The following is a 13,314-nucleotide window of genomic DNA, read 5'->3' on the forward strand; positions in this document are numbered from 1 at the left end:
ACCCCCGGCTTGCAAATCCCGTTACCTCAACTCGTATTCGTTGTAGTCTAAGAACTCCATGCCGCCGTTAATGACTTCAAACGTGCCTTTCGCCAGAACCTGTGCATCTGCCTGGTTCAGGTGCTGTTCGGAGAATGCCACGGCCCCCTTCTCACGCGTCATCAGGCGTCCTCCGGTGAGAAATACACGCACACCCGGCCCCGACTGCGTATAGTCCCCCGTGCTCTGTCCTGGCTCCAGATGAACATGCCACCCCCGAACGACCGGCTTGTCGAGAATCATTCTGAAAGCCTGACTATTCGCTCGGTCAGCCGGCCCGAAATGTCCAATGCCCTTGCGTTTTATCTCGAATGCGACCTGTGAATTTACAGTATCGCTTGTATTGATGACCTGATCGACGTCCGATTTCTGGCTGTAGGGAAGGTAACGCACCTCACCCGCCTTCATCGTACCATCCTTGGACGGTTCAGATAAGGAGTCCTTATGTATGGTCGTCCCGACGATCGGTGTATTCACATAGTCAAGCGACTGACGATGCCAACGGGTTTTGCCGTGGGGTGGAATGATGACGCGCATCAGCCTGATATCTTCGTTTTCGAAGATAACATGATGATAGATGTCCTGTGCCGTCTCGACGATTTCCGATGAGTCGGGTTTGTGTGTAGCCGCCTGAACGCTGCCACCATGAAATAGCCCCAGCGTCAGGACACAGAGACCACCCAACACGCGCTTGGCAGATGACGTGGATTTCAGCGCTGGTATGGCGAAATCAGATTTTTGAATCACAAACATTTCGTTCCTTGCTCCTCGTGATCTGGACAAAGTTGGACACCTGTTTCACTCACCCGCAGGCTTCTTTTCGTCTGTGGTTGCCTGTCGGATCTTCGCCACCTGTGACGCCGTCATTGCCGCGCCGTGATTGCCCCAGCTTTGCCCGAGAAAAGTGACAAGGTCGGCAATCTGCTGATCATCAAGAACATCCCGGTATGACCCCATCACCAGAGACGACGGCGCAGCCGCAACTCCGGGAAGCCGTCCGCCGCTCAGAATGATATGAGCGGCCGAAGTTGCATCAGGGCCCTGAAGAACCGGATTTCCGGCAAGCGGAGGAAATACACCGGGATATCCGTGTCCGTCTGTCCGGTGGCAGGCGGCGCAACGGTCAACATAAATCCTCGCACCTTCCGACGGCATTTTTCCGGCAGATAGCTGGCGCGATACCGCGTCATCATAACGGAACGCCTCAACCGAAACGTCTTGCGGAGGACCAAGTGTCTTCAGGAAGGCCGCGATCGCCATCAAGTCATGGTCATTCGTCAGGGAGGTCGAGTGCGTGATGACGCCGTTCATCGCACCGAATGTCGCACCATGCCTGTTACGGCCCGTTTTCAGGAAGGCCACGATATCCTCGGAGGTCCAGCCCACAAGTCCACCGGCGTCATCACTCCGAAGACTGGGCGCGACCCAGTTGTCTACGATGAAGCCGCCGGACAGATATTTCGGCCCATCCGCTGCAGTCTGGACCTTTTCGGCGAGTACGAGATTGCGCGGCGTATGGCAGCTTCCACAATGCCCCGGCCCTTCCACAAGATAACGGCCACGCTCGACAAGCACATCCGGCGTCTCATCATGAGAGGCAGACAGTAATGGCGGCGCAGGTGAAGGCGCAAAAAGCAGACGCCAGATCGCCAGAGGCCAGCGTGCTGACAATAACCATGGAATATCCGGCGCCCGGTTCTTCAGGCTGACCGGAGCAACACCCTGCGTGAGGTAGGCATAAAGGGCCTGCAGATCCTCATCCGTCATTTTCGAATAGGACGGATACGGCATCGCCGGATAAACGCTAGACCCGTCTTTCCTGATCCCCCGACGCATGAGATGCGCGAAATCCTCGTAGGTCCAGGTGCCTATCCCGGTGTCACGATCAGGCGTGATATTGGTGGAGTAAATTGCTCCTATCGGCGACTGAAGAGCCAGCCCACCTGCCAGATATTTGCCGTCATGGGCGGTATGACATGCTTCGCAGTCGCCCAGAACAGCAACATATGCCCCCCGTTTGATAAGATCCGCATCATCGGCATACGCACCTGATGACTGCATGACGCAAATTGCCCCAGCCAGTACCGGAAAAAGGCGCCACTTCATTGTTTTACGCCTCTTCATGCCTGCACCATTGGTCCGGGAGACTTCAGATAACGCTCCCTGATTGCCTTTGCAGACCAGTAAGCCAGAGCCGCAACGATACCAGTGGGATTGTAGCCGATGCCCTGCGGAAATGCCGATGATCCGATAACGAAGAGATTGGATACGTCCCAGTGCTGGAGATAGCGATTGACCACGCTATCCTTGGGGGACGTTCCCATGATCGCCCCACCCGCGATATGCGTCGTCTGATAATGACGAAGGTCGAATTCCTCTCCGAACTCCTTCGTCTCGACCGACATGGATTCTGGTTTCATGGCCCGACCGATATCCGCCATCCGGTCCGTCACGTAACGGATCATCTTCACATCATTGTCGTGCCAATTAAACGTGATCCGCAGCAGCGGACGCCCGGCAGTGTCGCTATAGGTCGGATCAAGAGATAGGTAACAGTCGCGAAATGCCATATTGGTGCCGTGGGCATGGATCGATATCGTGTGCTGGAAGTTGTCCTTGACGGCTTTCTTCCAATGCGCACCCCATTGCGGTGTTCCCTTGGGCACCGCCGCGCTGCTGATCGGCTTGCTCCCCGCCTGATTGACCCAGATCGGCGCTCCACCGACAAAGCCCAGCGGTCCATGATCAAAGTTATCCGCATTGAAATCATCGATTGCAACACCGTTGCCACCGGCCCCGATGAACGGATTGGTGAATTTGTCCTGCCCGAAGAACAGCGTTACGCCGGATTCATTCTGATAGACGAAATTACGCCCAACAGTCCCCTCACCTGTCTTTGGGTCATAAGGCTGCCCGATCCCGGAGAGAAGAAGCAGGTAAGGATTGTTGTAAGCAAAACTGGCCAGAATGACGATATCGGCGGTCTGGCGGACTTCCTCACCTTTGGACGTCCGATAGATCACGCCCGTGGCTTTCTTGCCAGATGAATCTGTCTCGACTTTCAGGACATCACATTCGGCCCGTAGTTCAAAACGACTTTCACGCTCAAGTGCAGGTAGGATGTTCACATTCGGAGATGCCTTGGAATAGTTGTAGCAGGCATAACCGCTGCAAAACCCACAGAACGTACAGGCTCCCATCTGGCATCCATAAGGATTGGTGTAGGCCTGTGACGCATTGGCAGACGGTATGCGGAAGGGATGATACCCACACTCCGCTGCGGCCTTGCTGTAGAGTTCGGCGGAATAGGTATTCTTCATGGCGGGCAATGGAAAAGGCGTTGAACGATCCGCATCGAACGGATTTCCATCACCTACGATCTTGCCATTGACCTTATAGGCCTGCCCCGACGTCCCGAAAACGCTCTCGGCGAAGGCAAAATGCGGCTCAAGCTCTTCATAGGACACGCCCCAGTCCTGAATGGTCATGTCCTGTGGAATAAAGTCCTTCCCGTATCGTTCCTCGTAATGACTGCGCAGACGGAGTTCGACCGGCGAAATACGCCAGTGGCATCCGGACCAGTGCAGGCCGGCCCCACCGACTCCCGTTCCTGGCAGAAATGCCGCGAGCTGCCGGTAGGGAGCCGCCACATCACTGTCGCGATGGCGCACCGTCACCGTCGACTGCGACGGCTGAAGGAAAAGAGCATGTCGGGTGTTGTGCGTGAGTTCGTCGATTGACGAGGGATAGGCCCCTTCAGGCCAGGTGTCGCGGCGTGGGCCACGCTCCAGCGCAACCACGTTCAGCCCCGCCTGCGTCAGTTCCCGCGCCATGATGGCGCCGACCCAGCCAAAGCCGACAATCACCACATCGGTATGTTTTTCGTTACGAGAAACCATCATACGCCTCCCTGCACGCCATGAACGCCAACTGAAACGGGCGGAAGAGGGTAGCGCACCCCATAACGATCAACCCAGTCCGTAAAATCCGCACGGGCACCGGGGAACCCGATCATTTTCCAGGCTCCCATTTCGTAATTCCCGCCATGTATCGGATCGGCGAAATAGCCTTCCTTGCAGTTTTTCAGGACCTGCCCGAACAGAAGCTTCGACGGTACGGGCGACAGCGTGAGGCTTCCCTTTTCCATCTGGCCGATAATCCGGTCACGTTCCCCCGCATCAAGCTGATGGAACGGCTTGCCGTAGCGTTGCATGATCGCACTGTGCAGCGCGGGAAAACCCTGTTTGTAGATATCTCTCGGCGTGAAAAGGAATTGATAGCCCAGCGTAGCCGATGTCTTCATCAGAGGCGGCCGGAGATACCATTCGCTTCCATGGCCGTAAGGCGTATTCATCTGCCGATCAATGAATTCAGGCACATGCGCCTCAAGCGCGCCCGGCCCCTCGGCATCCGCCGGAATCAGCCTGTCTACAAAGCTGCTCAGTGTCTGCCACTCGTCATCGGAAAAAAATACGGGCCGATAAGCATATTCCCTGTCAGCAGCTTCTGACGCGCCTTCTAAAGGAAAATGGAATAAAGCTGCTGCAACAAGACCCAGCGCCGTCCCCTGAAGCATGGCGCGACGACCACAGATCAAAGCACCGCCATTTCGCGATCTAACGCTCATTCTCCAGACACCTTTGAAAATTCGGTAAAATTGTTATTCGCGTGGATGCAATCAGCCGCGCGGACGCAGCTCAGCACCGTTTTTGATGCTCAGGCGCGCAGTAGCAGGCGCATCCGCTGGACGGCTGCATCCGGCGCGGCAAGAACCGGAATGCTGACAGCAGCCTCCACGGCTTTTAGAGCTTCGGATGTTGAAAAATGGGCAAGCATAATGACGTCACAGTGCTTGAGACGCGGGGCATAGTCAGCAACAAGACGATTATGTGTTTCAATATCACCACGACGCAGCGCGTCGATGGCATCAGGGACAATGATTGTTTCTAGTGTGGCCTTTGACGATACCTGTCCCCGGAAGGTCTCAAACTCCTGTTCCATTGTCACCACGGATGGAGCAAATGTCGCCAGCATCCCGATACGCGTGCCCTTCTCCAGTGCCGCGCGGAACATGCCCTCGTTGGGACGGAGCACAGGAATCGACAGCTCGTTTTCCAGTACGTCAATCGCCGGGCCAAATGCAGAACATGTGATCATCAGACCCTGCGCCTGCATGGACGCTCCATATTCCCCCAAAGCGACAAATCGCTGTGACAGCTCCGGAGACAAATCAGCGCTTTTTTTGCGATCAATCGTCAATCCGTCATCAAGCAGGTTGACGATCTCCGCCTCCGGCCAGAGGCAACGAAATGCATTCTGGATGGGAGCCATTGCCACGGGAGTGGCATGAAGAAGGACAATACGCGGGCTCATTTCATCGTTCCCTGAAAACACACCACGGCCCTACAGAAGCCGAAATAAATGTAAGCGCTTTCATACTTTGGATACTCTGTGGATTGCAAACTCATAGTAGGCGTCTCACGAGAACGTAACTTGCTGGACGACGGGTAAGTCACACCGGGAAAAGTCGGGTCTCCGTTCGTCAGCCGATCTGCGGTACGCCTTGCGTCGCAAGGGTCAGGCGATAGATGGATGTATGACATGCCATGAAAAGCTGGTTTCGATGAACGCCCCCGAAACAGACGTTCGGACAACGTTCAGGCAGATCAATATGTCCGATCTGCTTGGCCTGCGAATTGAAAATCGCGACCCCGTCCAAACCCTCGCCTGAACCCCATCCACACCATAAGTTGCCGTTGATATCCGCGCGCAGGCCGTCCGCCGTCCCTTCTGCACAATCCAGGAAAACTCTTTGGCTGGAGGTCGTGCCGTTTGCAGAAACATCATACGTCCATATCTGTCGATGAGGGGTGTGACGGGATGCGATGACATAAAGGGTTTTTTCGTCGGGCGAAAAGCAGAGTCCGTTTGGCCCCGGTACATCCTCCAGCACGGCCTCGGTCTTCCGCGTCCGCGGATCGATCCGATAGACGCGCGCAGCCTGAACGGGGGACAGATCTCCTTCGGAAAAGTTCGGCCCGAAAGCCGGATCTGTAAACCAGATGGCACCATCAGAAGTGCACACGATATCGTTGGGAGAGTTGAAAGGTTTGCCGTCAAACCCATCCGCAAGAACAGTAATCCGGCCATCGGCTTCCGTACGAGTGATGCGCCGGGTGGCACATTCACACGTCAGCAGCCTGCCCTGACGGTCAACCGTATTGCCATTGGAAAAATTCGATGAAGCCCGGAAGACGGATGTCTCTCCCGTCGTCTCATCCCATTTCATGATGCGGTTGCCACGGATGTCACTGAAAAGCAGAAGATTGGCCTCTCCCAGCCACACGGGACCCTCCGTCCATTCAAACCCGGTTGCGATCCGCTCCACAACGGACAGAGTATTGACGGAGGTTTTGAACGCAGGATCGAGGATTCTGACAGCAGGGTCCGGCAGCCGGAGTGATGCCTCCCACATATTCGCATGAGCGGGATGCCACGACGAAAGAGACGCGGCTGCGCCTGCCAGAGCCACGGATCCAAGAAACGATCGACGCTTCAATATGATGCTCATCTCATACCCGCAGAATACGCGTTCAATAGTAATTGAAAGCGTTTACATCTTCGATATAAATGTACCATCATTCAATTTGAGTTTTTTGTATCACTTTGTTGTTATTAATGGATAACAAATCACAATGACTGACCAACCCTCCTTAGCCGCCAGGCAGTCCCGACAGCAGAAAAGGCGGCACCTAAGTCCGGTCACAGTGGCCATCCTGTGCGCATTTTTCGTGCATGGCGTTCATGCGGCAGACCAATGGGCCATTTCGGCAAATGACGGCCATACGACAACCAATACTGCCGGGAAAATGGTCACTGCCGGGATGATCGTCCCGGACAGCCTCTCCCTGATCCGATTCGAGCATGGCTTGCCTGTATTGGGAAAAACCCTTCACCTGCCCAGCTCGGTCGAAGGACCTCCGACAACAGTCTGGATCGCCCCGGATTCATGCTGGGCCATCGTCACAGCCGGGTCGCACGCAGGCGCGCATGCGGGAGATCCCGTCATCGAAGATGATGTTGTATCGGTCGTAGCCATCGACCACGCCACCCTGCGCCTAGTTCAGACGCTTCACGCGGGCTTGGGCGCAAGTCAGGTCACCGTGTCACCGGACCAGAAATGGGTACTCGTTGGAAACCGGAGAAGCGGAACAGTCTCTGTCTTTGCCGTCGCACACCGGCAACTCCATCCTGTCCAGACCCTGAGCATGGGGGCTGACAGCAACCCGGCTTCCGTCCTTTTCCTGCCGGACGGGCAACATGTCGTGGTCGTACTGCGCGGCCCGCATCAGCTCGCCCTCCTCGACAGGCGCAGAGACGGTTTTGACGTGCAGGAGCAACGTCTCGATCTTGGCGATGCCCCCAACACGATGGATATCACCAGATCAGGCCTCATCGCCATAGGAGATCAGGGCCCTGCACACCCCGCCGTGCATCTAGTGCGGCTGAATGAGGGGACGTTAAATCTGCTCAGCACAATACCGGTCGCCCCCGGCCCCGAACCCCTCCGATTTTCTCCGGACGGGCGCTACCTCGCCGTGGGCGCTGTCAACAACTCCAACAAAGATCCGTCGAAACACGGAACTCTTACACTCTATCGTGTTGACGGAAGCAGGCTGGCGCCCATAGCGAGTGAAAATGTTGGACGCTGGCCCCAGGGCATCATGTTTTCTCCAGATGGTTACACCCTTGTCGTGCAGAACACGACCGACAAGACAATGACTGTTCTGAAATGGGACGGTATAAGACTGCATCCGGCCGGCACCCTCTCCATGACAGCCGGGCCGGCAGCGGCCGCAACGTCATGGTAAAGCCCTCCGGACCGGTAACGGGAACGCAAGCATTGAGCACAATCAACCCTGAACACCCCTTGCCCAGAAAAAACAGGAGCTCAAACAGCGACGGTCGCACGCGCCTTCCGGTCGCGCAGGATGTTGCGGAACTCGCGGGCGTCTCCATCGCCACAGTGTCCCGGGCCCTGAACGAACCCGAGAAAGTAAGACCGGTAACACGCGAAGCCGTCATGAAAGCCGCTGCGGAACTTGGCTTTGTGCTGAACAGCGCCGCACGCGCGCTGAGTACGCGTCGCTCCTCAACAGTTGGCGTGATCGTGCCCAGCTATGGAAACGAGGTGTTCGTGCGGGCGCTTTCGAGTTTTCAAAGAACGATGCGGGCTGCAGGATATCAGGTGCTGGCGGCCAGTTCCGAATACGATCTCGCCACCGAAATGCAGGAAGTCGCTTTTCTGTTGCAGCGCGGCGTTGATGGACTGATGCTGGTTGGCGGCATCCACGATCCAGCCCTTTATGCGCGTGCGGAACGCAGTCAGGTTCCCATCATCCAGAGCTTCAGCCTTTCCGACCGTGAATACTGTGTCGGCTTCGATAACCGGGAGGCCACATTTCGTGCCGCAAACTACCTCCTAGACCTCGGCCACAAGCGACTTGCCGTCGTCACCGGCACACGTGAAAACAATGACCGAGCAGCCCCACGGGCCGAAGGTGTGCATCTGGCCATGGCAGAGCGCGGCCTGAAACTCAGTCCGGCGCATGATCTGATTGTCTCGTCAGGGATTGTGGCTGGCCGGGATGCCTTTAGCCAACTGATGGGCGGTCCGGAAAAGCAGCGGCCGACAGCCATTATTTGTGGAACGGATGAAATCGCACTGGGCATCATGAGCGAGGCATCCGAGAGAGGCATTGATATCCCCCGGGCGCTTTCCGTAATCGGTTTCAACGATTCAAGCTTCTCTGCCGTTCTCTCGCCCCCACTGACAACCATTCGTGTCGATGCCGACGAAATCGGGAAGTCATCGGCTCTTGCCCTGCTCAACCTCATGGGCGCCAGAACGACGGTCCAAGTCACCCGGATTACTCCCGAGCTTGTCCTTCGGGGAACCGTAGCCCCGCCGGAGAAGCTCTAGAGACAGGCCTTTCTAACAAAATTTTCGTTCAGTTCTGCGACGGAATTCACACCCAGCATCGCCATGTCGCGCATGATTTCGTCGCGCATGATGTTATAGGCATGCTCCACCCCTCTCTGACCATCATAAGCTGCTGCGAATAGAAAAGGCCGTCCCATCAGCGTGAAATCCGCTCCCAGAGCCAGCGCCTTGAGGACATCGGACCCCCGGCGAATACCGCCATCGATGATGACCTTCATATCTCCCTTTCGAGATGCAACCTCTGGCAGAACACGCAGAGGCGCCATCGCATAATCGAGTTGACGGCCACCGTGGTTGGAAAGAATGATGCCGTCCGCGCCATGATCCCGCGCCATGAAGGCGTCATGCGGAGAAATGATGCCCTTAATGACCAGAGGCCCCTTCCAGCGCCTGCGAATAAACGCGATATGCTCCCAAGTCAGCTTGTCGCGCGCAACAGTATTACGAACTTTGCGGGACATCATCGGTGGACCACGATCGGCTTCCGTATTTTCAAAATGTGGCGCACCGTGCTTCAGAAAGGTTCTGGTCACAGTTCCCAAAAGCCAGCGTGGATGGGTTACACTCTGCATCATCACACGGGGAGTAACCCGGATCGGCATTGCAAATCCCGACCTGATATTATGTTCACGATTGCCAAGTATCGGCGTATCGACGGTAACGACGAGATTTCTATAGCCCGCGGCTTCGACCCGGTCGAGCATGCGCGTGATCCGATCAAAATCCCCGGCAAGATACCCCTGAAACCAGGCATCAGGATTGACGGCAATGACGTCTTCCAGCCGAATCAGTGAAGAAGCGCTGAGGATCATGGGAATGTTGCACGAGCGGGCCGCACCCGCCAGCGCGAGATCCGCACGATAGGCGACGAACGCTGCCCCCCCTAAAGGCCCGATCGAAAATGGCGCGGAATACGTTTTCCCAAACAGGCTGGTCTGCGTAGACCGTGCGGAAGTATCGACCAGCGCACGAGGTGTGAAACTATAATCCTGATAGGATTGACGGCCATTGCGCATGGCGCTTTCCGTTTCCACACCGCCTGCGACGTATTGATAGATCATGCGTGGAAGGAAAGGCTTGCAGTGCAGCTCAAAATCATCAAGCGCGAGAATATCCCGCAGACGTGCCGACAAAATCCGGGGAGCCGCCTTAAGTGCTGCGGAAAGATCAGGAGGGGCAGTCTGCGGAACGCCGTCAGCCGCTTTTATGATGTCACCCATTTCCAGACATGCTCCTGTGCTTAAATTTATTATGTAAGCCTTTACATTTCCTTTATGTCCCTTTTTCCTCCTGTTGCAAGGGACACATGGTACATCCCCGCAGTCCCATCTGTTCACTCATAACGTCGAAGCTTCGAGTAAATCAATTTATGTTATTGTTTTTGTTTTATTTTTCCAATTGATCCTATCAGGATCTTCTAACTTTGCATTTAAAGATCACGCAAAAATGAGCGCCATTTTAGGGAGCGCCATTAACGGCACCCTCAAGAGCATGTAATCGTTTCCAAAATTACCATTCCGGATTCCAATTCACGTAAGAAAGGAGAGCTTATGCCTTGCGGATTTTTCGCTTATGTCGGTTGCTACACGACTGTAGAGCGGCAGGCACGCGGCCGGGGGATCAACGTTTATCATGTGAACGACACGCTCACTGAGTGGAAACATCTTCAGAATATATCGACACCCGACAATCCCTCATTCCTTTCGCTTGATCGAAGCGGAGACTATCTCTGTGCCATTCATGGAGACCGCAACCATATCTCGTCTTACGCTATCGATCGCCAGAACGGCCTTCTCCAACGCAGGTCCGGTGTTGAATGCGGTGGACGCAATCCGGTTCATCTCGTTTTTGATACGACCAACCGCTTCATCGTGATCCCGAATTATGCAGATGGCACTCTCACATCTGTTTCCTTCGATGAGGCCAACGGCATGCTCGGCGCGGTCACGTCATCGGCAACACTCCCGGGAGAGCGTGGCCCTCACCGGATCGAACAGCATTGCTCCCATCCTCATGGCGTAACATTCGATCCCGCAGAACGCTTCCTGTATGTCCCAGACAAAGGTCTGGACCGTATTTTCGTTTTCCGTTTTCACGAGGGACACTTTCGGTTTGTCGACAGCATACCAACACGTGAAGGCGCAGGCCCCAGACATATCGTCTTTCATCCAACCAAACCTTGCGCCTATGTCATCAACGAACTGGACTGTACGGTAACGTATTATCGCCATGATTCCGAAACCGGTAAGTTGACTCCTCAGCAGATTGTTCAGGCTCTTCCAGAGAATTACACAGGAAACGGGAGAGGAGCAGAAATCGCCCTTTCCCCGGACGCAAAGTCAGTACTCGTCTCCCTTCGTGGCGCCGATCTTCTGAGCGTCCTCTCCATAGACAACAATACCGGAACGCTTTTTCTCACCCAATCAATCGGGAGCGGGGGCAAAACGCCACGGTTTTTTACAATCGTCGTGCCTACATCAACGATTCTGATCGCCCACGAAGCGTCGGACACAATAGGGCGCGTCGCCTTTACGACTCAGGGGCTGGACGTTACGGGTATTCAGCATTGTGTGAACGTTGCCAGTCCGAGCAGTATTGTTCTCAGGCCGGCATCAGCTCAACCGGCCTGAAACACCGGAAAACTTTCGGCCTCCAAAGGCAGACATATCTGTTTGCTAAAAAATCTGAACGGTCGATTTAAAGCCCAGAACATGCGCCGTCCGCAGATTTTTCTGACCGTTCGGGTTGAAGAAGATTTGATAATCCGGCGCAAAAGCAAAACCCCGGGTTATCTGGATCTGATAATTGACTTCGAAAACAGCGGCATTTTTTTGAACACCCGTCGCATGATTGGGCATCAGACTTGCTGCTCCCTCTTCAAGATAATTCGCCTCTGTAGCGCTCACGCCACCGGAAATTTTTTCGTACATTCCTATGAAATTCAGAGCATCCTGAGGACGCGAACGGATAAACCCACGATTAATAAAACCGAAATAGGTCTCCCAGCGCCGGAGCGCAACACGTGGGTCATTGAGAATGAAACCACCAATCAGTGTCGTGCCTGACGAAGCTGGCGCTCCCTGCGGCTGCCATATTTTCTGATCCGTTTCAAACCATGCAGTCCAACTCCTGTTATGCTGCATCGCCTTTTTGCGCGTCATACTGAATGGCAGACCATGAATATCGTAATAGTTATCCGAGAGCGGAACAGTCAGAAGACGCGCGCCAATCTTATAATGCCCAGCAAGCTTGTGCTTCGCACCAAACTCGGGTTCCCACCCCATTTCAACCGGTATCGACTGACCAAGAACGGCCGACCCACCACTGAATTTGAAGCCGCTCCGGTTATAGAGATTGGAGAACATACTTTTCTCAGGAAAATAGACGGCTGCCTGAATATAAGTATAGCGAGACGGACGGCCGCGCACCCGGGTCCCCCAGACACCCGCGGGATAACGGCCAATATAGTCATTATCACTCACGGCTCTGGGACGACCACACAGACTGTTGTTGATGAAATTGCAGAACAGGGGCGAGTTGGAGAAATCCGATAGTTCAGTCATACGCCCGCCAGCAATCGCCAGTCGGCCACCGAAAAGGTTTTCCTCACCATAAGCCATAACCAGATGAACGACGACATTCCCCCCGCCGCCATAAATTTCCGACGCATGCCCCAACCAGTCACCAAACATCCGGTTGGCAGTCGTGCCATAACGACTTGTAAAAACGGCATGCGTCGCAAAACCCCGTAGGCCGATCAGTTTGTCCCAGTTCATATGCAGAACCGTACTGAGTTGCCCGGCATTGCTTGCTCCCTGCCGGTAGTTTCTGAAACCCGGCGTGGGCTTGGTGAGCGCCCCCGTAAATTCGTTGGTATTGGACATCAGCAATGCAATGCCATGCGCCCTCAACCAAGCCCGCACACCAAAAAAATCCGGAAGAAACGCAGGAGGATTTTCAAACGGCGGCACCACCGGGCCACTCAACGGGGTTGCAGGGAGGGGCTTTGCGACCCGAATACTGGCATCGTAAGTTGGCTCAGCCTCCTGAATCGTTTGAGCATACGCGGAACCACAGAACAGGGCTGCACTACCGATTAGCAATGCAGCCGAATACCTCACAGAACCAGAAATCATGATCGTTGCTTCTCGCGATTTACCTAGGCTCAGGACTCATTCTTTGAGGTAGAAGATGACGCTTGCTGCGATGTGGATTGCGGACATGAATGTATGAGCGCAGCGGTCATATCGGGTCGCAACACGTCGCCAGTC

The 13,314-nt window shown here is 55.0% G+C and carries 11 protein-coding genes and 1 pseudogene; 3 read left to right on the forward strand and 9 right to left on the reverse strand.

What is annotated here, in order from left to right:
* Positions 1–21 precede the first annotated feature (21 nt).
* The 6 genes from HKD21_RS06310 to HKD21_RS06335 form a co-directional block, all read right to left on the reverse strand.
* Positions 22–786, reverse strand: coding sequence for a cupin domain-containing protein (locus HKD21_RS06310; RefSeq protein WP_194254726.1), 765 nt, complete (start codon positions 784–786; stop codon positions 22–24).
* A 51-nt stretch (positions 787–837) separates the two neighbouring features.
* Positions 838–2,145 carry a cytochrome c gene (locus HKD21_RS06315; RefSeq protein WP_194254727.1) on the reverse strand — a complete coding sequence of 436 codons (1,308 nt, stop codon included), beginning with the start codon at positions 2,143–2,145 and terminating at the stop codon, positions 838–840.
* 14 nt (positions 2,146–2,159) lie between these two features.
* Positions 2,160–3,938: a GMC family oxidoreductase gene (locus tag HKD21_RS06320; RefSeq protein WP_194254795.1), complete on the reverse strand. Its 1,779-nt coding sequence runs from the start codon at positions 3,936–3,938 to the stop codon at positions 2,160–2,162.
* Positions 3,938–4,666, reverse strand: coding sequence for a gluconate 2-dehydrogenase subunit 3 family protein (locus HKD21_RS06325; RefSeq protein ID WP_194254728.1), 729 nt, complete (start codon positions 4,664–4,666; stop codon positions 3,938–3,940). Before HKD21_RS06325 ends, HKD21_RS06320 begins: the two co-directional genes overlap by 1 nt.
* 89 nt (positions 4,667–4,755) lie before the next feature.
* The gene (locus tag HKD21_RS06330) at positions 4,756–5,412 is read right to left on the reverse strand and encodes an aspartate/glutamate racemase family protein (RefSeq protein WP_194254729.1); all 657 of its coding nucleotides are present in this window, start codon (positions 5,410–5,412) and stop codon (positions 4,756–4,758) included.
* 169 nt (positions 5,413–5,581) lie between these two features.
* Positions 5,582–6,610: an SMP-30/gluconolactonase/LRE family protein gene (locus tag HKD21_RS06335; RefSeq protein WP_194254730.1), complete on the reverse strand. Its 1,029-nt coding sequence runs from the start codon at positions 6,608–6,610 to the stop codon at positions 5,582–5,584.
* 196 nt (positions 6,611–6,806) lie between these two features.
* Between HKD21_RS06335 and HKD21_RS06340 the strand changes: the two genes are divergently transcribed.
* Together HKD21_RS06340 and HKD21_RS06345 are read left to right on the forward strand one after the other, a co-directional pair.
* On the forward strand, positions 6,807–7,910 hold the full coding sequence (locus HKD21_RS06340; RefSeq protein ID WP_194254731.1) for a lactonase family protein: 1,104 nt from the start codon (positions 6,807–6,809) through the stop codon (positions 7,908–7,910).
* A 59-nt stretch (positions 7,911–7,969) separates the two neighbouring features.
* Complete coding sequence (locus HKD21_RS06345; protein WP_228121043.1) at positions 7,970–9,022, forward strand: LacI family DNA-binding transcriptional regulator; 1,053 nt, start codon at positions 7,970–7,972, stop codon at positions 9,020–9,022.
* Here HKD21_RS06345 and HKD21_RS06350 read toward each other — a convergent pair.
* A complete protein-coding gene (locus HKD21_RS06350) occupies positions 9,019–10,263 on the reverse strand; it encodes an alpha-hydroxy acid oxidase (RefSeq protein WP_194254733.1) in 1,245 nt (414 codons plus the stop codon). The two genes, HKD21_RS06345 and HKD21_RS06350, sit on opposite strands and share 4 nt — an antisense overlap.
* A 330-nt stretch (positions 10,264–10,593) precedes the next feature.
* On the opposite strand from HKD21_RS06350, the gene HKD21_RS06355 reads away from it, so the two are divergent.
* Positions 10,594–11,673: a lactonase family protein gene (locus HKD21_RS06355; protein WP_194254734.1), complete on the forward strand. Its 1,080-nt coding sequence runs from the start codon at positions 10,594–10,596 to the stop codon at positions 11,671–11,673.
* A 45-nt stretch (positions 11,674–11,718) separates the two neighbouring features.
* Here HKD21_RS06355 and HKD21_RS06360 read toward each other — a convergent pair whose 3' ends face one another.
* Together HKD21_RS06360 and HKD21_RS06365 are read right to left on the reverse strand one after the other, a co-directional pair.
* Positions 11,719–13,179, reverse strand: a complete 1,461-nt coding sequence (locus HKD21_RS06360) for a carbohydrate porin (protein WP_194254735.1) — start codon at positions 13,177–13,179, stop codon at positions 11,719–11,721.
* Between the two features lie 36 nt (positions 13,180–13,215).
* Positions 13,216–13,314, reverse strand: a pseudogene (locus HKD21_RS06365) (IS5/IS1182 family transposase); the annotation flags it as partial.

The sequence above is a fragment of the Gluconobacter cerevisiae genome (assembly GCF_015244675.1).
GTDB lineage: Bacteria > Pseudomonadota > Alphaproteobacteria > Acetobacterales > Acetobacteraceae > Gluconobacter > Gluconobacter cerevisiae.

Bases quoted from the DNA above. Each gene is read 5' to 3' on its own strand.
- HKD21_RS06315 (WP_194254727.1), bottom strand. From the start codon at position 2,145: ATGAAGTGGCGCCTTTTTCCGGTACTGGCTGGGGCAATTTGCGTCATG.
- HKD21_RS06320 (WP_194254795.1), bottom strand. From the start codon at position 3,938: ATGGTTTCTCGTAACGAAAAACATACCGATGTGGTGATTGTCGGCTTT.
- HKD21_RS06325 (WP_194254728.1), bottom strand. From the start codon at position 4,666: ATGAGCGTTAGATCGCGAAATGGCGGTGCTTTGATCTGTGGTCGTCGC.
- HKD21_RS06330 (WP_194254729.1), bottom strand. From the start codon at position 5,412: ATGAGCCCGCGTATTGTCCTTCTTCATGCCACTCCCGTGGCAATGGCT.
- HKD21_RS06335 (WP_194254730.1), bottom strand. From the start codon at position 6,610: ATGAGCATCATATTGAAGCGTCGATCGTTTCTTGGATCCGTGGCTCTG.
- HKD21_RS06350 (WP_194254733.1), bottom strand. From the start codon at position 10,263: ATGGGTGACATCATAAAAGCGGCTGACGGCGTTCCGCAGACTGCCCCT.
- HKD21_RS06355 (WP_194254734.1), top strand. From the start codon at position 10,594: ATGCCTTGCGGATTTTTCGCTTATGTCGGTTGCTACACGACTGTAGAG.
- HKD21_RS06360 (WP_194254735.1), bottom strand. From the start codon at position 13,179: ATGATTTCTGGTTCTGTGAGGTATTCGGCTGCATTGCTAATCGGTAGT.